The organism is Ideonella margarita, assembly GCF_038066635.1.
GTDB classification, from domain to species: Bacteria; Pseudomonadota; Gammaproteobacteria; order Burkholderiales; family Burkholderiaceae_C; genus Ideonella; species Ideonella margarita.
In genome coordinates, this window is the sequence record NZ_JBBUTI010000007.1 from 272,330 (window position 1) to 290,885 (window position 18,556).

General features: G+C 66.2%; 17 protein-coding genes. 12 read left to right on the top strand and 5 right to left on the bottom strand.

Annotation, left to right across the window (positions count from 1 at the left end):
- The 9 genes from AACH00_RS12215 to ntrC all read left to right on the top strand — a co-directional run bounded on the left by AACH00_RS12215 (position 1) and on the right by ntrC (position 9,561).
- The gene (locus AACH00_RS12215; protein ID WP_341399414.1) at positions 1 to 999 is read left to right on the top strand and encodes a YncE family protein; all 999 of its coding nucleotides are present in this window, start codon (positions 1 to 3) and stop codon (positions 997 to 999) included.
- Positions 983 to 1,783: a polysaccharide deacetylase family protein gene (locus AACH00_RS12220; RefSeq protein ID WP_341399415.1), complete on the top strand. Its 801-nt coding sequence runs from the start codon at positions 983 to 985 to the stop codon at positions 1,781 to 1,783. Before AACH00_RS12215 ends, AACH00_RS12220 begins: the two co-directional genes overlap by 17 nt.
- Positions 1,784 to 1,789: 6 nt before the next feature.
- A complete protein-coding gene (locus tag AACH00_RS12225) occupies positions 1,790 to 2,809 on the top strand; it encodes a sterol desaturase family protein (protein WP_341399416.1) in 1,020 nt (339 codons plus the stop codon).
- Between the two features lie 51 nt (positions 2,810 to 2,860).
- Positions 2,861 to 3,781, top strand: coding sequence for an EI24 domain-containing protein (locus AACH00_RS12230; RefSeq protein ID WP_341399417.1), 921 nt, complete (start codon positions 2,861 to 2,863; stop codon positions 3,779 to 3,781).
- Between the two features lie 33 nt (positions 3,782 to 3,814).
- Complete coding sequence (locus tag AACH00_RS12235) at positions 3,815 to 4,600, top strand: competence/damage-inducible protein A (protein WP_341399418.1); 786 nt, start codon at positions 3,815 to 3,817, stop codon at positions 4,598 to 4,600.
- A 277-nt stretch (positions 4,601 to 4,877) separates the two neighbouring features.
- Positions 4,878 to 6,293, top strand: a complete 1,416-nt coding sequence (glnA, locus tag AACH00_RS12240) for a type I glutamate--ammonia ligase (protein ID WP_341399419.1) — start codon at positions 4,878 to 4,880, stop codon at positions 6,291 to 6,293.
- A 70-nt stretch (positions 6,294 to 6,363) separates the two neighbouring features.
- Entirely contained in the window at positions 6,364 to 6,894 is a 531-nt protein-coding gene (locus tag AACH00_RS12245; protein WP_341399420.1) for a hypothetical protein, read from the top strand.
- Positions 6,891 to 7,988 carry a nitrogen regulation protein NR(II) gene (gene glnL, locus AACH00_RS12250; RefSeq protein ID WP_341399421.1) on the top strand — a complete coding sequence of 366 codons (1,098 nt, stop codon included), beginning with the start codon at positions 6,891 to 6,893 and terminating at the stop codon, positions 7,986 to 7,988. Before AACH00_RS12245 ends, glnL begins: the two co-directional genes overlap by 4 nt.
- 16 nt (positions 7,989 to 8,004) lie before the next feature.
- Positions 8,005 to 9,561, top strand: a complete 1,557-nt coding sequence (gene ntrC, locus AACH00_RS12255) for a nitrogen regulation protein NR(I) (protein ID WP_341399422.1) — start codon at positions 8,005 to 8,007, stop codon at positions 9,559 to 9,561.
- Between the two features lie 44 nt (positions 9,562 to 9,605).
- Here ntrC and xth read toward each other — a convergent pair whose 3' ends face one another.
- From xth to AACH00_RS12270, 3 genes are read right to left on the bottom strand one after another with little or no spacing between them, the layout of a single operon-like run.
- Positions 9,606 to 10,373, bottom strand: coding sequence for an exodeoxyribonuclease III (gene xth, locus AACH00_RS12260; protein WP_341399468.1), 768 nt, complete (start codon positions 10,371 to 10,373; stop codon positions 9,606 to 9,608).
- Positions 10,374 to 10,398: 25 nt separating this feature from the next.
- Complete coding sequence (locus AACH00_RS12265) at positions 10,399 to 10,974, bottom strand: DUF4337 domain-containing protein (protein ID WP_341399424.1); 576 nt, start codon at positions 10,972 to 10,974, stop codon at positions 10,399 to 10,401.
- A gap of 4 nt (positions 10,975 to 10,978) precedes the next feature.
- Positions 10,979 to 11,506 carry a dihydrofolate reductase gene (locus AACH00_RS12270; RefSeq protein ID WP_341399425.1) on the bottom strand — a complete coding sequence of 176 codons (528 nt, stop codon included), beginning with the start codon at positions 11,504 to 11,506 and terminating at the stop codon, positions 10,979 to 10,981.
- Between the two features lie 389 nt (positions 11,507 to 11,895).
- Here AACH00_RS12270 and AACH00_RS12275 point away from each other — a divergent pair, with 389 nt between their 5' ends.
- Entirely contained in the window at positions 11,896 to 13,683 is a 1,788-nt protein-coding gene (locus tag AACH00_RS12275) for a diguanylate cyclase (RefSeq protein WP_341399426.1), read from the top strand.
- 10 nt (positions 13,684 to 13,693) lie between these two features.
- On the opposite strand, the gene AACH00_RS12280 is transcribed toward AACH00_RS12275, so the two are convergent.
- On the bottom strand, positions 13,694 to 14,527 hold the full coding sequence (locus AACH00_RS12280) for a thymidylate synthase (protein WP_341399469.1): 834 nt from the start codon (positions 14,525 to 14,527) through the stop codon (positions 13,694 to 13,696).
- Between the two features lie 58 nt (positions 14,528 to 14,585).
- A complete protein-coding gene (locus AACH00_RS12285; protein ID WP_341399427.1) occupies positions 14,586 to 16,409 on the bottom strand; it encodes an ABC transporter transmembrane domain-containing protein in 1,824 nt (607 codons plus the stop codon).
- 145 nt (positions 16,410 to 16,554) lie between these two features.
- Here AACH00_RS12285 and AACH00_RS12290 point away from each other — a divergent pair, with 145 nt between their 5' ends.
- Both AACH00_RS12290 and AACH00_RS12295 read left to right on the top strand, forming a co-directional pair.
- Positions 16,555 to 17,058, top strand: a complete 504-nt coding sequence (locus AACH00_RS12290; protein ID WP_341399428.1) for a MarR family winged helix-turn-helix transcriptional regulator — start codon at positions 16,555 to 16,557, stop codon at positions 17,056 to 17,058.
- A complete protein-coding gene (locus AACH00_RS12295; RefSeq protein WP_341399429.1) occupies positions 17,055 to 18,500 on the top strand; it encodes an efflux transporter outer membrane subunit in 1,446 nt (481 codons plus the stop codon). Before AACH00_RS12290 ends, AACH00_RS12295 begins: the two co-directional genes overlap by 4 nt.
- Positions 18,501 to 18,556: the final 56 nt, after the last annotated feature.

Sequence of the window (18,556 nt, forward strand, 5' to 3'; positions counted from 1 at the left end):
ATGCTGTCTCTTGCCTGCGCGCTGGTTGCTGCGCAGAGCCCGGCCAAGCCGGCGGCTGCCGCACCGGCGCCCGCAGCGCCGCGTCCCATCTTCGTGCTGAACTCGCTCGACGCCAGCGTCAGCGTGGTCGATCCGCTGCGCTTCACCGAGGTCAAGCGCATCCCGGTCGGCAAGGAGCCGCATCACCTCTACATGTCGCCTGACGAGAAGTCGCTGCTCGTGGCCAACGCCGTGGGCGACACGCTGACCTTCATCGACCCGGTGAACGCCACCGTGCAGCGCACCATCACCGGCATCGTAGACCCGTACCAACTGCGCTTCTCGCCCGACATGAAGTGGTTCGTGACGCTGGCCAACCGCCTCGATCACGTCGACATCTACCGCTGGCAGCCCGAGAACGCCGCCGAGCCGCTGAGGCTGGCCAAGCGCATCTCCACCGGCAAGACGCCGAGCCACCAGTGGATCGACAGCAAGAGCACGACGATCTTCGCAACCATGCAGGACAGCAACGAGCTGGTGGCCGTCGATCTGGCCAGCCAGTCGATCCGCTGGCGCGTGGGCACCGGCAAGCTGCCGGCGGACGTGTACCTCACAGCCGATGACAAGACGCTGTTTGTCGGCTTGACTGGCGACCGCTTCGTCGAGGCCTACGACGTGTCCAGCGGCCCGGCCAAGCTGATCAAGCGCATCGAGACCGGGGAGGGCGCCCACGCCTTCCGCGCCAAGGGCGACAAGCGCCACATCTTCGTGAGCAACCGCGTGGCCAACACCATCAGCATCATCGATACGCAGACGATGACGGTGGTGAGCCAGCTGCCCGGCCCGGGCGGCCCGGACTGCATGGAACTGCTGGCCGACGGCAAGACGCTGCTGGTGAGCTCACGCTGGGCCCGCAAGCTGACCTACATCGACATCGAAACCAAGCAGGTGCTGCGCCAGGTCAACGTCGGCCGCTCGCCGCACGGTGTGTGGACGCTGGACCATGCCGGCCGCCAATAAGGTTGCCCGCCAGTTCGGCCTTGGGCTGGCACTGGCCGCTGTGGCCCTGCCCGGGCCGGCAGCCACCTGCAGCCGGCCGGTCTACCTGACATTCGACACAGGCCACATGGGCGTGGCGCCGCTGGTGGCCGAAGTGCTGCAACGCCAGCAGGTGCCGGTCACCTTTTTCCTTGCCAATGAGCGCACGCGTACCGAGGGCACCAGCCTCGATGAGCATTGGGCGCCCTGGTGGAAAGCCCGCGCCGCCGAGGGTCACCTGCTGGCCAGTCACACCTTCGACCATGTCTACTGGATGGCGGACCGTCCCGGCGGTCGGTTCCTGATGCGACCCAGCGCCGGCCCCAAGTCAGGCCAGACCTTCGAGTGGAGCGCGGCCGAGTACTGCCAGGAACTGGACCGCGTTGGCGCACGTGTGCAGGCCATGACTGGCCAGCAGCGGCGCGTGCCGCTGTTCCGCGCCCCCGGTGGCAAGACCTCGCCCGCGTTGCTGGCCGCGGCCAGGCAGTGCGGTTATGCGCATGTGGGCTGGGCGCCCGCCGGGTTTCTCGGCGACGAGCTCTCGAGCGAAAAATTCCCGAATGCCCAATTGCTGGCCAAGGCGCTGCGTGATGTGCAGGCCGGCGATATCCTGATGGCGCACCTCGGCATCTGGTCGCGGCAAGACCCCTGGGCGCCTGCGGTGCTGGAGCCCCTGATCAACGGCCTGAAGGCGCGCGGCCTGTGCTTTGCCAGCCTGCGTGATCACCCGAGCTACCGGGAACTTCTGGCCACGGCAACACCCTGAACGTCCATGGCGGTACTGGCGCAACTCTTTGACTGGCTCGGTGATCTGTTTGGACAGGTCCAGCAGCTGCTGTTCGAGACGGTGGTGCAGCCGGTGCTGTTCCACGCGGGGTTGGCGTCTTTGTTGTCTGATGCTTATGACGCGACCGGCTGGTTGCTGGTGGGCCTGCTGCAGCTGGTGGTCATGCTGCTGGTGCTGGGCCCATTGCAGCGCTGGCGGCCGATCGAGCGCGAGCCGCAGTCGGCCATCGGCCGCGCCGAGCGCCGCATGGCCGTGGCCACCGACGTGATCTACACCTTGCTGCACCGGCTGGGCGTGTTCCGTGTCGCCATGTTCTTCCTGATCGACCCGGTCTGGAACCTCCTGTTCGGCTGGCTGGCCGTGCAGGGCCTGGACGGCTGGCACCTGGATCAGTGGATCGCGCCGGCCTGGCCGGGGGTGAGCGACACCGCATTGGCCGGCTTCGTGGTTTACCTCGTGGCGCTGGACCTGCTGAACTACCTTTTGCACCGCGCCCAGCATCAATTCGATTGGTGGTGGGCGCTGCATGCCACCCACCACAGCCAGCGCCACATGACGATGTGGACCGACAACCGGAACCACCTGCTCGATAGCCTGCTGGTGGACTGCATCTTCGTGCTGGTGGCCCGCGTGATTGGCGTGGCGCCCGGGCAGTTCGTGGCGCTCGTCGCCATCTCGCAACTGCTCGAAAGCCTGTCGCACGCCAACGTCCGTCTGAGCTTTGGTTGGCTGGGCGAGCGCCTGCTGGTCAGCCCGCGGTTTCATCGGCTGCACCATGCCATGGGCATCGGCCATGAGTCAGAGGGCAAGGGCACGCTGGGTGGCCACAACTTCGCCGTGTTGCTGCCCGTGTGGGATTTGCTTTTCCGCACCGCCAGTTTCGCCCCGGTCGACGGCGCCACAGGCATCCGTGACCAGTTGCCGGAAGAGGGTGGCCGCGATTACGGCAACACCTTCTGGGCGCAGCAACGGCTCGGCCTGCGCCGCCTCTTCGGGCGCGCTTAAGCGGCACGGCCCGCGGCGGCAAGGCCCCGGGCTTGCCGTTATGCTCGCGGGATGAAACTTCTGCTTGATTCTTCCTGGCGCGCAGCCGTTTACCTGCTGATGCCGCGTGTCATCGGCCTGTCGCTGCTGCCCCTGTTGATCGCGGGCGGGCTGGCGGTCGGGCTGGGCTACTTCTTCTGGGAAGCCGCCGTGGCCGGCGTGCGCGCCTCGCTGGAAAGCTGGTCGCTGATCGAGGCCATGCTCAAGTGGGTCGATGCGTCTGTCGGCCCGAGCTTCCGTGCCGTGCTGGCGCCGCTGCTGGTGGTGGGCATGGCGGTGCCTGTGGTGGTGGTGGTGAGCCTGCTGCTGGTGGCCGGCTTGATGACACCAGCGATCGTGAGCCTGGTGGCCGAGCGGCGCTTTCCGGCGCTGCAGCGCCGACACGGTGCCGCCTGGTGGCAGGGCCTGTTGCGTGGCCTCGGTGCCACCGTCGTGGCCATGCTGGCGCTGCTCATCACGATGCCGCTGTGGTTCATTCCGCCCCTCATGTTGCTGATTCCGCCGCTGATCTGGGGCTGGCTCACGGCACGTGTGATGGGCTTCGATGCGCTGGCTGACCACGCCAGCCGGGAAGAGCGCGAAGCGCTGCTCGCCCAGCACCGCTGGCCCATGCTGGTGATCGGGTTGTTCACCGGCTTTCTGGGGGCTGCGCCCTCGCTGATCTGGGCCATCAGCGCGACGATGCTGTTCCTCGCGCCGCTGATGGTGGCGGTGTCCGTGTGGCTCTACACCCTGGTGTTCGCGTTCTCGTCGCTGTGGTTCACCCATTACGCCTTGGCGGCGCTGCAGGCGCACCGCGTGCGGGTGGAGGGCGAGGTGCTGGCGCCGCGCACCGACCGCGAGCCGGCGCCCCAGGTCATCGAGCCTATCGCGCCGGGCCCTACCGATGCGGCACCGCCCATCGGCGGCACCTCGATCGCCCCTTTGCCCTGACCGGGCGTCTCTCTTCATTCGGCAAGCTGCACCATGGCCTTCGGACTCATCATCATCGGCGACGAAATCCTCTCCGGCCGTCGCCAGGACAAGCACATGGCCCGCGTCATCGAGATGCTCAGGGAGCGTGGCCACATGTTGTCCTGGGTGCGCTACATCGGCGATGACCGCGAATCCATCACCGCCACCCTGAGAGACGCTTTCGCCAGTGGCGATATCGTGTTTTCCTGCGGCGGCATCGGTGCCACGCCCGATGACCACACCCGGCAGTGCGCTGCCGCGGCCTTGGGCGTGCCTCTGGCATTGAACCCTGAGGCGCGCGAACTCATCCTCGAGCGCATCCGCGACGTGGCGGCCGAGCAGGGCGTGCCCTATGAGCCTGAGCGCGACGACAACGTGCACCGCCTCAACATGGGCGTGTTCCCGCAGGGTGCCCGCATCATTCCGAATCCGTACAACAAGATACCGGGCTTCAGCGTGGGCACGGTGCACTTCGTGCCCGGCTTCCCGGTGATGGCGCACCCGATGGTGGCCTGGGTGCTCGACACCCAGTGCGGCCACGTCCGCCCCGCTGATGTCGAGGAGCGGTCGGTCTTCGTGTTCGGCAGCATGGAGTCCACGCTGACGCCGCTGATGCTCGACATCGAGCGCGACCATCCCGGCATCCGCGTGTTCAGCTTGCCCAGCGTGGATCACCCGGTGCGTGGCCGTCACATCGAACTGGGCGTGAAGGGCGCGTCTGGCGACCTGCCCGCCGCATTCGACGCCTTGATGGCTGGCCTCGCCCGATTCACCGACATCAAGGTGCGCACCGAATGAGTGCGAATTGAATGCACCAAGTTGGCGCTACCGAGGGCGCCATTTCGGTGCATTCCGCAAATTCAAGCACTGCCATGCCTGAGGTTTCCGCGAGGAAGCGGTCTTGCACCCACGGTGGTGTCTTCTGGCAGCCGCTTGCGTTGGCATCCCCATTTCTGGGCATGGTTTCTGCTACATTCTTTCGGCCGTGACAAGTCCGAGCTTGCCCTTGAAAGCAGGCTTGTTCTGGTCACTGACTCAAGAACCCGTTGACAACTCATCCGCCAGGAGCCCCTTGATGGCAAAGACCGTCGCCGATGTGATGAAGATGGTGAAGGACAACGAAATCAAGTTCGTTGACTTCCGCTTCACCGATACCCGTGGCAAGGAACAGCACGTCACCGTGCCGGTTTCCCACTTTGACGAAGACAAGTTCACCTCGGGCCACGCGTTCGACGGTTCTTCGATTGCTGGCTGGAAGGGCATTGAAGCCTCCGACATGCAGTTGATGCCCGACCCGAGCACGGCCAACATCGACCCGTTTTTCGAAGAGCCGACGCTGATCCTGACCTGCGACGTCATCGATCCGGCCGACGGCAAGCCTTACGAGCGCGATCCGCGTTCGCTGGCCAAGCGCGCTGAAGCCTACATGAAGGCCTCGGGCCTGGGCGACGTGGCTTACTTCGGTCCGGAACCCGAATTCTTCGTGTTCGACAGCGTCCGTTGGGCCAATGAAATGTCGGGCTCGTTCTTCAAGATCGACTCCGAAGAAGGCGCCTGGAACTCGGGCCGTGAATACGAGCACGGTAACACCGGCTATCGCCCGACCGTCAAGGGTGGCTACTTCCCGGTTCCCCCGGTCGACAGCGCCCAGGACATGCGTTCGGAAATGTGCCTGCTGCTCGAGCAGTGCGGCATTCCGGTCGAAGTGCACCACCACGAAGTGGCGAACGCCGGCCAGATGGAAATCGGCACCAAGTTCAGCTCGCTGGTTGAGCGCGCTGACTGGGTCCAGCTGCAGAAGTACATCATCGTGAACGTCGCTCATGCCTACGGCAAGACCGCGACCTTCATGCCGAAGCCGATCGTTGGCGACAACGGTTCGGGCATGCACGTGCACCAGTCGGTCTGGAAGGACGGCAAGAACCTGTTCGCCGGTGACGGCTATGCAGGCCTGTCGGAATTCGCGCTGTACTACATCGGCGGCATCATCAAGCACGCCCGTGCCCTGAACGCCATCACCAACCCGGGTACGAACTCGTACAAGCGTCTGGTGCCTGGCTTCGAAGCCCCGGTGAAGCTGGCTTACTCGGCCAAGAACCGCTCGGCCTCAATCCGTATTCCTTACGTCGCGAACCCGAAGGGCCGCCGTATCGAAGCACGTTTCCCGGATCCTTCCGCCAACCCGTACCTGGCCTTCGCAGCACTGCTGATGGCCGGTCTGGACGGCGTGGAAAACAAGATCCATCCGGGCGAAGCCGCAACGAAGGACCTGTACCACCTGCCGCCGGAAGAAGACAAGCTGATCCCGACGGTCTGCCACAGCCTGGACCAGGCTCTGGAATACCTGGACAAGGACCGCGCGTTCCTGACCAAGGGTGGCGTGTTCACCGATGCGTACATCGATGCGTACATCGACCTGAAGATGCAGGAAGTCACGCGTTTCCGCATGGCCACGCACCCGGTCGAATTCGACATGTACTACGCACTCTGATCCTCCGGATCCAGTGCAAGCAAGAGGGACGGCTTTGGCCGTCCCTTTTTTTTGGCTGCACAATCAAGGCATGAAATTGACGCTGTCCAGCTTGATCTCCCGCACGCTTGGCCGCACCCTGCTGGTGGCGCCGGTGTTGACCGTTCTGCCCGCCCTGGCGCAGGCGCCGTCGGTCTATTACATCTGCCCCGGCAATGTGTTCACCAACACCATTGGCGCCAAGGAAGCCGAGCAGCGCGGCTGCAAGGCCCGAGAAACCCAGCAGCCCACCACGGTGCCGGGCACCAAGCCCAAGCCGAGCACATCGCCCAGCACCCCGCCAGCCTCCGGCCCGAGGCCGCCTGACGCCCGGGTGGACGCCGCCGAGCAACGCGGCCGCGACACCGACGCCCGCCGCATCCTGGAGGCTGAACTCCGCAAGGAAGAAGCCGCACTGGAGGCTGCCAAGCGCGAGTACAACAACGGCGAGCCAGAGCGCCGCGGCGATGAGCGCAACGCCCAGAAATATCTCGATCGCGTCGCCGAACTCAAGGCCGCCGTGACCCGCAAGGAGGCTGATGTGGCCGCCATCAAGCGTGAAATCCAGAAGCTCGGTGGATGATGCAATTTTCTGAACAAGCCGCCCCTGACGAAGTCCGGGCATGGGAAGCGTTCGATCTGCTGGCCACGATGGTTGCCGTCGTTCAGCCTGATGGCACCTGTCTGTTCGCCAATGCGGTGCTCGAATCGGTGGTGGGGCTGTCTCGCCGCACGCTGGTCACCCGCACCTTGCCCGAGTGGTTCAGAGAGCCTTCGGCGCTGCTGGAAGCGATCGATGCCGTGTCGCGCAACGAGTTCGCCACCCGCCGCTTTGAAGGCGCGCTGCGCCGCGCGGTGGTCGGCCACGCCGAGCCTCTGCCTGTGCACATCATCGTCAGCCAGACCGAGCATTCGCACAGCCGCATCCTGGTCGAGATGATCGAGATCGAGCAGCAGACCCGGCAAGACCGCGAAGAGCGGGCGCTGGGCCAGGCGCAGGTCACCAAAGAGCTGATCCGCAACCTGGCGCATGAGATCAAGAACCCGCTCGGTGGCATTCGCGGCGCCGCGCAGCTGCTGGCGATGGATCTGCCCAGCCCCGAGCTGATCGAATACACCCAGGTGATCATCCACGAGGCGGACCGGCTGCAGACGCTGGTCGATCGCCTGCTGGCGCCGCACCGCAAGCCGCATGTGGTGGGTGACGTGAACATCCACGAGGTCTGTGAGCGGGTGCGCTCGCTGGTGCTGGCCGAGCATTCACGCGGCCTGCGCGTGGAGCGCGACTACGACGCCTCGATCCCCGAGTTCCGCGGTGACCGCGAGCAGCTCATCCAGGCCGTGCTCAACATCGTTCACAACGCCTGCCAGGCCTTGAATGAGCGCATTGACGAGGGCGATGCCTGCATCACGCTGCGCACGCGGGTCTCGCGGCAAGTCACGATCGGCAAGCAACGGTTTCGACTGGCACTGGAATTGCATATCCAGGACAACGGACCGGGCGTCCCCGACAGTTTGAGAGACCGTATCTTCTACCCGCTGGTGTCAGGGCGGGACGGTGGCTCAGGACTTGGGCTCACGCTGGCGCAGACATTCGTGCAACAGCATCAGGGCACGATCGAATGCGACAGCGCGCCGGGACGCACGGTCTTCAAGATCGTGATTCCGTTGCCCTGACGCAAAAGTTGCCTGAATGAAACCCATCTGGATCGTTGACGACGACCAATCCATCCGCTTCGTGCTTGAAAAAGCACTGGCCCGTGAGCAACTGCCGGTCCGCAGTTTCGCCAATCCGCGAGAAGTGCTTGCGGCGCTGGCAGACGACGAGCCGCAGGTCCTGGTCAGTGACATCCGCATGCCGGGTGGCTCGGGCCTCGACTTGCTGGCCAAGGTCAAGGAGCGCATCCCCGGTTTGCCGGTGATCATCATGACCGCCTACTCTGACCTGGACAGCGCGGTGTCGGCTTTCCAGGGCGGGGCGTTCGAGTACCTGCCCAAGCCGTTCGACCTGACCAAGGCCGTCGAGCTCATCCGCCGCGCCGTGGACGAGAGCCTGCGCGAAGAGGTCAATGACGAGCGCAACGCGCCGGCCCCGGAAATCCTCGGCCAGGCGCCGGCCATGCAGGACGTCTTCCGTGCGATCGGCCGCCTGTCGCAAAGCAATGTCACGGTGCTGATCACCGGTGAGTCCGGCTCCGGCAAGGAGCTGGTGGCGCGCGCGCTGCACCGGCACAGCCCGCGTGGCGATCTGGGCAGCAACGGGCCCTTCATCGCGATCAACACCGCGGCCATCCCGAAAGACCTGCTGGAGTCCGAGCTGTTCGGCCATGAGCGCGGCGCCTTCACCGGCGCGCAGACCATGCGCCGCGGCCGCTTCGAGCAGGCTGACGGCGGCACGCTGTTCCTCGACGAAATCGGCGACATGCCGTTCGATCTGCAAACCCGCCTGCTGCGAGTGCTCTCAGACGGCCAGTTCTACCGCGTGGGCGGTCACCAGCCGCTGAAGGCCAACGTGCGCGTCATTGCGGCCACCCACCAGAACCTGGAAGACCGGGTGCGGCAGGGTGTGTTCCGCGAAGACTTGTTCCACCGACTGAACGTGATCCGGCTGCGCCTGCCGCCGCTGCGCGAGCGTTCTGACGACGTGCCGGCGCTGGCCAAGTTCTTCCTGCAGAAGAGCGCGAAGGACCTTGGCGTCGAGCCCAAGCGCATCACCGATGAAGCGCTGGAGCTGCTCAAGACCTTCGAGTTCCCGGGCAATGTGCGCCAGCTGGAAAACGTCTGCCACTGGCTGACGGTGATGGCGCCGGCGCAGGTGATCGAGTCGAAGGACTTGCCGCCTGAGTTGCTGGCGGGCGGTGGGCCTGAGGTTCAGGAGCGCAACAGCCTGTCGGTGAACCTGCCGGGTGTGGCGCCTACGGTCGCTGTGGCCGCAGCAGTGGCGCCAGCCGCGGTTGCGCCCGTCGGGCAACCCGTCGCCGTTGTCGCGGGTGCAACGGCCACCGCGCCGTCGGCGTCGCCTGACGGCAGCGGCCCTTCGTGGCTGGTGGATCTGGAAGCCGAGGCGCGTCGCCTGCTGGAGGCTGGTGCGCCCGAGGTGTGGGACGTGCTGACCCGCCAGTTCGAGGCTCGCCTGATCCAGACCGCGCTGTACCTGACCCGCGGCCGTCGCATCGAGGCGGCGCAAAAGCTGGGCATCGGCCGCAACACCATCACCCGCAAGATCCAGGAACTGGACCTCGACGAGTGACAGGCTCCGGGCGCATCATGCGCCCGGATCAAGCAAACAACGCCTCAGCGGCTCAGCGTCACCAGTACGGGGGCGTGGTCGCTGGGGCGTTCGTTCTTGCGGGTTGGCTTGTCGACCTCGCAGCTTTGCACCGACGGCACCAAGGCCTGGCTGACCAGGATGTGGTCGATGCGCAGGCCCTGGTTCTTGCGGAACGCCAGGTTGCGGTAATCCCACCAGCTCCAGATCTTCGGCGGCTGATCGAACAGCCGGAACGCATCACTCAGGCCCAGCCCCAGCAGTTGCTGGAAGTGCGTGCGTTCCTCGTCGGTGCAGTGGATCTGCCCGGCCCACGCGACGGGGTCGTACACATCCCGGTCGTCCGGGGCGATGTTGTAGTCGCCCATCAGCACCAGCTCGGGGTGGGCGGCCAGTTGCCCGCGCACCCATTCCCGCAGGGCCGTCAGCCAGCCCATCTTGTAGACGAACTTGTCGCTGTCGGGCGCCTGGCCGTTGGGGAAGTAGCCACCAATCACGCGGATGCCGTTCACCGTGCCTGCAATCACCCGGGCCTGCTGATCGGCAAAACCGGGGATGTTGCGAACCACATCGGTTGCCGGGCTGCGCGACAGCAGCGCCACGCCGTTGTAGGTCTTCTGGCCATGAAACACGACGTGGTAGCCGGCGGCTTCAATCTCGGCCTGCGGGAACTTGTCGTCGGTGAGCTTGGTTTCCTGCAGCACCAGCGCCTCCACCGGGTGGGCTTTCAGCCAGTCCAGCAGTTGGGGCAGGCGCACGCCCAGCGAATTGACGTTCCAGGTGGCGAGTTGCATGGCGTTGCTCTTGGGGGTTTCGCTCTCAGACATGGAACCAGGCCAGCACGCCCACCACCACGCCCACGCCACCGATGCCCACGGTGCCCCAGGCCATCCAGCGGCGTTTGGTCAGCAGGGCGATGGCAGCCATGGCGATCGAGATCTGCAGTGCCGTCGTGGCCTGTGCCCAGCGGTGATGCTGGTGCATCTGCTCATCCGACTGGTGGTCCCACTCGGTGGCGGCCTCTTCAAGGGCTTCGGCTTCCTTCTTGATGTCTGCCTTTTCGCCCTTGTAGCGCTCGATTTCGGCCTGGTAGCCAGCCTTGCGGTCTTCCGGCACCAGGGCCAGCGCCAACTCAGCCAGGTTCTGCTTGCTGCTCTTGGCCTGGTAGTAGTTCCACTTGTTCGAGGCCTCGGTCTTCTTGATGGCCGCGTTGTTCTTGTAGAGGCCGGCATTGGCCTGCGTGGCCCCGCCCATGTAGGAGAACAGCGCCCCGACTGTGGCGAGGATGGCCGTGATCACCGCCAGCTTGCCGGCCATGCCTTCCGGGTTGTGCTGGGCAGCGTGTTCAAGTTCGTGGTCGTGCGGGCCGTGCACGTGAAAACCATGTCCGGACATCGGTTCAGTTCCTTGCAGGGGTTCGTTGGTAGGTGACAAAGCTGAAGTGGAACGCATTGGGCGCAGCGGCTTGATGACGTTCGCGGCTCGTTTCGGTGAAGCTGCCGTGCTCCCAGGCCGGGAAGAAGGCGTCGGCGGGCAGCGTCAGCTCGACCTCGGTGAGCACCAGCTCGTCGGCCACGGGCAGGGCCGCCTGGTAGATCTGCTCACCGCCGATCACGAACACGCGAGGCGAAGTGCGGTCAGCGGCCGATAGGGCGTCTTCCACGCTGTGCGTGACGATGGCGCCCGGCGCATCGAAGCCAGCTTGGCGGGTGATGACGATGTTCTGGCGTCCTGGCAGCGGGCGAAACCGCGGCGGCAGCGAGTCCCAGGTCTTGCGGCCCATGATCACCGGGCAGCCCTGGGTCTGACGCCGGAAATGCGCCATGTCTTCAGGCAGGTGCCAGAGCAACTGGTTGTTCAGGCCGATGCCCCGGTCGCTGGCCAGGGCGGCGATCAAGGTCACAGGGGGAGTGGTGGAGGCAGGCATGGCGCCATTGTCGCCTCGTCCGAACGAGGGGCCGAGTGCCTCACACTGCCGATGCGCTTTGTGATGGAATTGCGCAGAACGTTTCTTTCACGCAACTTTGCTGTCCGCTGTAAGGAAACCGATCATCCAACGACCAAGACCTTCACGGGGCCGCCTGCGGTGGTCCGGTTCACGAGGGGCCAGAGGTGCACATGCAGCGGACCGAAAGTGTTTGGCCATTGGCCGGGGCTGGCATCGCCGAGATGGCGGTGCGGTGTCTGGCCAGTGCGCAACAAGTGGTCGCGCAACGAGTGCTTGTGCGAGGCGCGCTTTGCCGGTGGCCCGCAATGCTTGCCGCCCTGTTGCTTTTGAACCTGGTTCAGCCCGCGGCGGCTGACACCCGACAAGCAATGGATGAAGCCCTGCAGCGTTCACTGACCAGCGCTTCGGCGGCGGTGGTTGATGCACGCCGGCAGGCGCGCAGCCCTGCCGCGCAGGTGCGCGCCGAGCAGGCCGCCTCTGAGCAGATCCTGCTTTATGGCGACCTGCGCGATGTGTCTGAACTGCTGTCGCGGTGGGATGTGCAGCCCGAGCTGAAGAACGACCCTGTGCTCGGCGTAGAGCGCAAGCTGCTGCAGGCCGCCAAGGCCGCGGCAGAAGGGCAGCATTTCGCCGCTGCGCGCTTGCTGTTGCCGCTGCAGAAGGGCTTGCCGGCGGCCGCGGACGATGTGCTGCGGTGGCGCGTCAAGCTGGTTGCGGCGACGAACGCCAGTGAACTTGGCCAGAGTGAGGAGGCTACCCGCGCCCTCACCGAGGCGATACAAGAGGCGGCTCGGATGGGGTGGGCTGATCGCGAGGCTTTGGCCTGGGTGGCGCTGGGCAAGTTGCAGGAGCTCCTGCGCGATTACGCCGAGGCCCTGCGCTGCCACCAGCAAGCCCTGAAGGTGGTGCCGGCATGGGCCGTGCAGACCAAGGCCTATGCCCTGCTCGGCGAAGCGCAGATGCGCAATGCGCTGGGCCAGCGCAAAGAGGCGCTGGCGCTGCTCGCCCAACCCGAAGCCTTGTTCGCCGACAGCGGCCATGACAAGGGGACGGCTGACCTGCTGCTGATCAAGGGCTATGTGCTGCGCATGCTGGATCGCCACAAGGAAGCCATCGCGCCACTGAATCAAGCGTTCGAGATCCGGGCGAGGCTCGGGCGTCTCGCAGATCAAGTCAACAGCTTGACGCACCTCGCCAGTGTGACGCGCGACATGAAAGACTTTGAGCCGGCCACCGCTTACGCGCGTCGCGCGGTTGCGCTCGCCGAGGCGACTGACAACCGATTCCTGTTGTGGGACGCCAGCTATTGCCTGGCTACCTCGCTGTCAGGGCTGGGGCAGCATGCGGCAGCCTATGACGCCATGTTGAAGGCATCACGGGCCTTGAAGGAAGCCTCCAAGTTCGAGCAGATCCACCAGTCTGCCCTGATCCGTGAGCGCTTCGAAACCGACCGGCAGACGCTGGAGAACGCGCACCTTCAAGACCGGCTCGCCTGGGAGCAGGGCGAGCAGCAGCGCCTGTCCGGCCTGATCTGTGCGATGGCCGCCTTGCTGATGCTGCTGGTCTTGAGCGTGGCCGCGCTGGTGTATCTCTACCGCCATACACGGCGCCATGCGCGCACCGATGGGTTGACCGGCCTCTACAACCGCCTGCACACGCTGGAGCGCTGCGAAGCCGAAGTGGCACGCGCTCACCGACATGCCTTGCCGTTGGCCGTGCTGATGTTCGACCTGGACCTGTTCAAGCGCATCAACGACGAACATGGCCACGCCACCGGGGACCGGGTGCTGCAGGAGGTGGCCCGGCATGTGCGCGGCGCGCTGCGCGTGGCGGACACCGCAGGCCGCGTGGGCGGCGAGGAGTTCTTGCTGGTGCTGCCGCACACCGGGGCGCAAGCCGCCTGGCAATTGGCGGAGCGCTTGCGTGTGCTGCTGGCTGCCCAGGTGCAGGTGGTGCCGGGCTGGCCAGTCACAGCCAGCTTCGGCGTGGCATTGCTGCAGCCGGGGCAGGGTGCTGCGGCCTTGATGCAGCAGGCCGATCAGGCGCTTTACCGCGCCAAGGCCCGGGGGCGCAATCGCGCTGAAATGGCGGAGGGCTCGCTCGATGGCCCGGCGCTGGGGGCGGCGGATGGCCCGCTGATGCCTGCGGGCGCTTGAGCCGCTCGGTTCAGACGGCCACCGGCGCCTTGATCGGCGCGTGGTGCTGGTACTCGAGCACTTCGAAGTCCTCGTAGACGTAGTCAAAGATCGAGTCCGGCTTGCGCTTGATGTTCAGCACCGGGTAGGGGTGCGGGGCGCGCGCCAGCTGGGTTTCAACCTGCTCGAAGTGGTTGTTGTAGAGGTGGCAGTCGCCGCCCGTCCAGATGAAATCGCCGACGTCCAGATTGCATTGCTGGGCCAGCATGTGGGTCAGCAGCGCGTAGCTGGCGATATTGAAGGGCACGCCCAGGAAGATGTCAGCGCTGCGCTGGTAGAGCTGGCAACTCAGCTTGCCACGGCCACCGGCCTCGGTGGGCGGCGCCACATAGAACTGGAAGAAGGCGTGGCAGGGCATCAGCGCCATCTGGTCGAGCTCGGCCACGTTCCAGGCGCTGACGATGATGCGGCGCGAATCCGGGTTGGTCTTGAGCTGCCTCACGACCTCGCTGATCTGGTCGATATGGCCGCCGTCGGGCTTGGGCCAGTTGCGCCACTGCACGCCGTACACCGGCCCCAGGCTGCCGTCTTCACGGGCCCATTCGTCCCAGATGGTGCAGCCGTTGTCCTGCAGCCATTTCACGTTGGAATCGCCACGCAGGAACCACAGCAGTTCCACGATCACGGCCTTCAGGAAGACCTTCTTGGTCGTGACGAGGGGGAAGCCTTCGTTCAGATCGAAGCGCATCTGGTGGCCGAACACGCTGCGCGTGCCGGTGCCGGTGCGGTCACCCTTGGCCACGCCATGCTCGTAGACATGGCGCATGAAGTCTTCGTATTGCGAGCGTACTGGGCGGGTCACGATAGGCGGCTGGGTTGGGTCTGGAAGGCGGGGCAGCGGCGCTGCCTCCGGAGGTTCGCAATTATCCCTGCGTTGGAGCACTGGTGATGGCCGGCATGGGCAGGCCGGTCTGGAACTGCATCGCGGCCAGACGGGCATACAGCCCGCCTCGGGCCACGAGTTCGGCGTGTGTACCTTCCTCCACGATGCGGCCCTGGTCAAGCACCACGATGCGGTCGGCGCGCTGCACCGTGGCCAGCCGGTGGGCAATGACCAGGGTCGTGCGGTCCTTCATCGCGGTTTCCAGCGCGGCCTGCACCATGTGTTCACTCTCTGCGTCGAGTGCGCTGGTGGCTTCGTCGAGCAAGAGCAGCGGCGGGTTCTTCAGCATGGCGCGGGCAATGCTGATGCGCTGGCGCTGGCCACCGGACAGCCGCACGCCACGCTCGCCCAGGAAGCTGTCGTAGCCGCCGGGCAGGGCCAGGATGAAGTCGTGCGCATAGGCGGCCTTGGCGGCGGCGATGACTTCGGCGTCGGACGCTTCGGGGCGGCCGTAGCGGATGTTCTCCAGCGCGCTCGCCGAGAAAATCACGCTGTCCTGCGGCACGATGCCGATGCGCTGCCGCAGGGCGTGCATGTCGGCCTGGCGCACATCCACGCCGTCGACCGTGATCTGGCCATGTTGGGTGTCATAGAGGCGCAGCAGCAGTTGCAGCACGGTGGACTTGCCGGCGCCGCTCGGGCCCACCAGCGCCACCGTTTCACCAGCCTTGATGTTCAGCGACAGCGACTGCAAGGCCGGCTGACCGGGGCGCGACGGGTAGGTGAAGTTCACTTCCGACAGGCTCACCTCGGAGCCACCGCTGGCAGGCGGCAGCGCCACCGGGTGCGTCGGGTTGGTCACCGGTGATTCGGCATGCAGCAATTCCATCAGGCGCTCGGTGGCGCCTGCGGCGCGCAGCAGGTCGCCATAGACCTCGGAGAGGACGGCCACCGAACTCACCAGCACGGCCACGTACAACACGGTCTGGCCCAGGTGGCCTGCGGTGATGTCCCCACTCAGCACGGCCTGCGTGCCCTGATACAGGCCCCACAGCAGCGCGCCAAAGGTGGCCGTGATGATGAAGGCCACCAGCACCGCACGGATGCGGGTGCGCTTGCGGGCGGTGTCGAAGGCGCTTTCGGTGCTGGCATCGAAGCGGCGGGCCTCAGCGCCTTCCTGGGTGTAGCTCTGCACCACGGGCACGGCGTTCAGCACTTCGCTGGCGATGGCGCTGGCGTCGGCCACGCGGTCCTGGCTGGCGCGGCTGAGCTTGCGCACCCGGCGCCCGAAATACACGGCCGGCAGCACCACCAGCACCAGCATGCCCAGCACCTGCAGCATCACGCGCGGGTTCGTGATCACCAGCATCAACAGCGCACCCGAGCCCATGACGGCATTGCGCAGGCCCATGCTGAGTGATGAGCCAACGACGGTCTGCACCAGCGTCGTGTCGGTGGTCAGGCGGCTCAGCACTTCGCCGGTGGCGGTGGTTTCGAAGAACTCGGGGCTCTGGCGGATGACGTGGGCGTACACGGCGTTGCGCAGGTCGGCGGTGACCCGCTCACCCAGCCAGCTGACCATGTAGAACCGCGACGCCGAAAACACGCCCAGCGCAGCGCCCACCGCAAACAGGGCACCGAAATGCTCGCGCAGGCCCATGACACGCTGACCGGGGTCAGCAGCCACCAGGCCCTGGTCGATCAGGCTCTTGAGCGCCGCCGGCAACACCAGCGTGGCCACGGCGGCCAGCACCATGAACAGCACGGCCAGGGCGATGCGCCCGCGATAGGGCCGCAGGAACGGCGACAAGCCGGACAGCGAGCGTGGCGTGGCAGCGGCGGGCCGCTCAGAGTTTTTGGACATGGGGTGTTGGCAAGGCGGGCAGGAGCAGTAGCGGGGCAGTGTAGGCAAGGTGGGGCTGGCGGCGGTGCCTGCAAGCCCCCAGAAAATCATAGGCTATTCAATTATTGTTCAAACAATCATTGCCTATGCAATTAATATGGCGGCCATGCCAAGCACGCCCCCCAAGTCCGTCACCTTCTACCGCCCGGGTGAATACAGCCCGGAAGAGAGCGTGGGTTACCTGATGCGCCAGGTGTTGAGTTCGGTGGTCAACCAGGCCGATGCCCGCCTGGTCGATTGGGACCTGACGCATGCCCAGTGGTTGCCGCTGTTCAAGCTGCGTGCCGACGCCAGCCACACCGTGGCCAGCTTGGCGCGCACCCTTGACACCGACCCCGGCGCCATGACTCGCTCACTCGACCGGCTGGAAGCCAAGGGCCTGGTCGTGCGCGAGCGGTCCACCACCGATCGTCGGGTGGTGCATCTGCGGCTCACGACCGAGGGGCAGCGCGTGGCAGACCAGGTGCCCCCGGTGCTGGCCGGTGTGCTCAACGGCCACCTGGCCGGTTTCACGAAAGCCGAATGGCAGACGCTGCTGCAACTGCTGACCCGCATGCTGGCCAATGGCGAAGCGATGCGCGCGTCCACCACCCCAACCACCAACGAATGAACATGCTGAATCTGCACAACTCTGCAAGCGCCCCGGGTGGCGTGCGCCTGGCCTGCCTGCTGGCGCTGGTCGGTGGCTTGGCTCTGGGCTTGTCAGGCTGCGCCTCCACCGGTGACGCCCCCACGGCCCTGACCATGAAGGCCCCTGCCGATGCGGGCCTGGCGCCCACCGACACCGGTGTGGTGGCCGCGCGCTGGTGGCTGGCGCTGGGCGACCCACGGCTGAATGCCCTGGTCGATCAAGCGCTGGCCAACCAGCCCAGCCTGGCCGTGGCGCAAGCCCGGGTGCAGCGCGCCCAGGCCCTGGCCGGGCTGACCGATGCCGTCAGCGGCCCGCAAGTGGGCTTGCAGGTGGATGTGGCCCGGCAGCGGTACACGGCCAATGGTCTGGTGCCCAAGCCGGTGGCTGGCAGCGTGTACGACAGCGGCACGCTGCAGGTCGGCGCCAGCTGGTCGCCGGACTTTTTTGGCCAGCACGCTGCCGAACTGGCAGCTGCGCTCGGCCAGGTGAAGGCGGCCCAGGTTGAGGCCAGTGGCGCCGCGCAATGGCTGGCTGCCCAGGTGGCCCGCAGCTACGTGGGGCTGGCCCGCCTGCAAGCGCAGCGTGAGGTGAGCGAGGCCGCGCTGGCGCAGCGCCAGGCCATGCTGGCCTTGACACGTCAGCGCGTGGCTGCCGGCCTCGACACCCAGGTGGAGTTGACCCAGGCCGACGGCGCCTTGCCCGACACCCGCAACCAGCTGGCGCAGCTCGATGAGCAGATCACGCTGGCGCGCCATCAACTGGCCACGCTGACGGGCCAGGCGCCGGGCGCGCTGGCCACCTTGTCGCCAACCCTGGCTGGCCTGACGCTGCCGGCGGTGCCCGAGCAGGTGGGCGCCGATCTGCTGGGCCGTCGGCCGGATGTGGTGGCAGCCCGCTGGCGGGTCGAGGCCGCACAGCAGGACGTGGCCGTGGCCCGCGCGCAGTTCTATCCGAACGTGAACCTCACTGCCTTTGTCGGCCTGAACGCGCTGGGCCTGGACAACGTGCTGCAGGGCAGCAGCCGCCAGATGGGCGTGGCCCCGGCTTTGCGCCTGCCACTGTTTGACGGCGGCCGGCTGCGCGCGCAGTGGCAAGGCCGCCAGGCGGAGCGTGATGTGGCGGTGGCCCAGTACAACGGCCTGGTGCTGGACGCGGCCCGCGAAGCCGCCGATAGCCTGAGCACCCTGCATTCACTGCAACTGCAGCAGCGCGAGCAGGCCGCGGCACTGGCCAGCGCCGAGCGCGCCCATGAGTTGGCCCGCCAGCGCTATGCCGCCGGTCTGGGCAACTACCTGATCGTGCTCAGCACCGAATCCCCCTTGCTGGCGCAGCGCCGGCTGGCCGCAGATCTGCAGGCCCGCCAGCTGGATGCCCGCATCGCCCTGATGAAGGCACTGGGCGGCGGTTGGTCTGACAGCTAAAACGCGCGCCCCGACGCCCTGCCGAACACCTCTGAACCCCATTTGAAGCACACCCA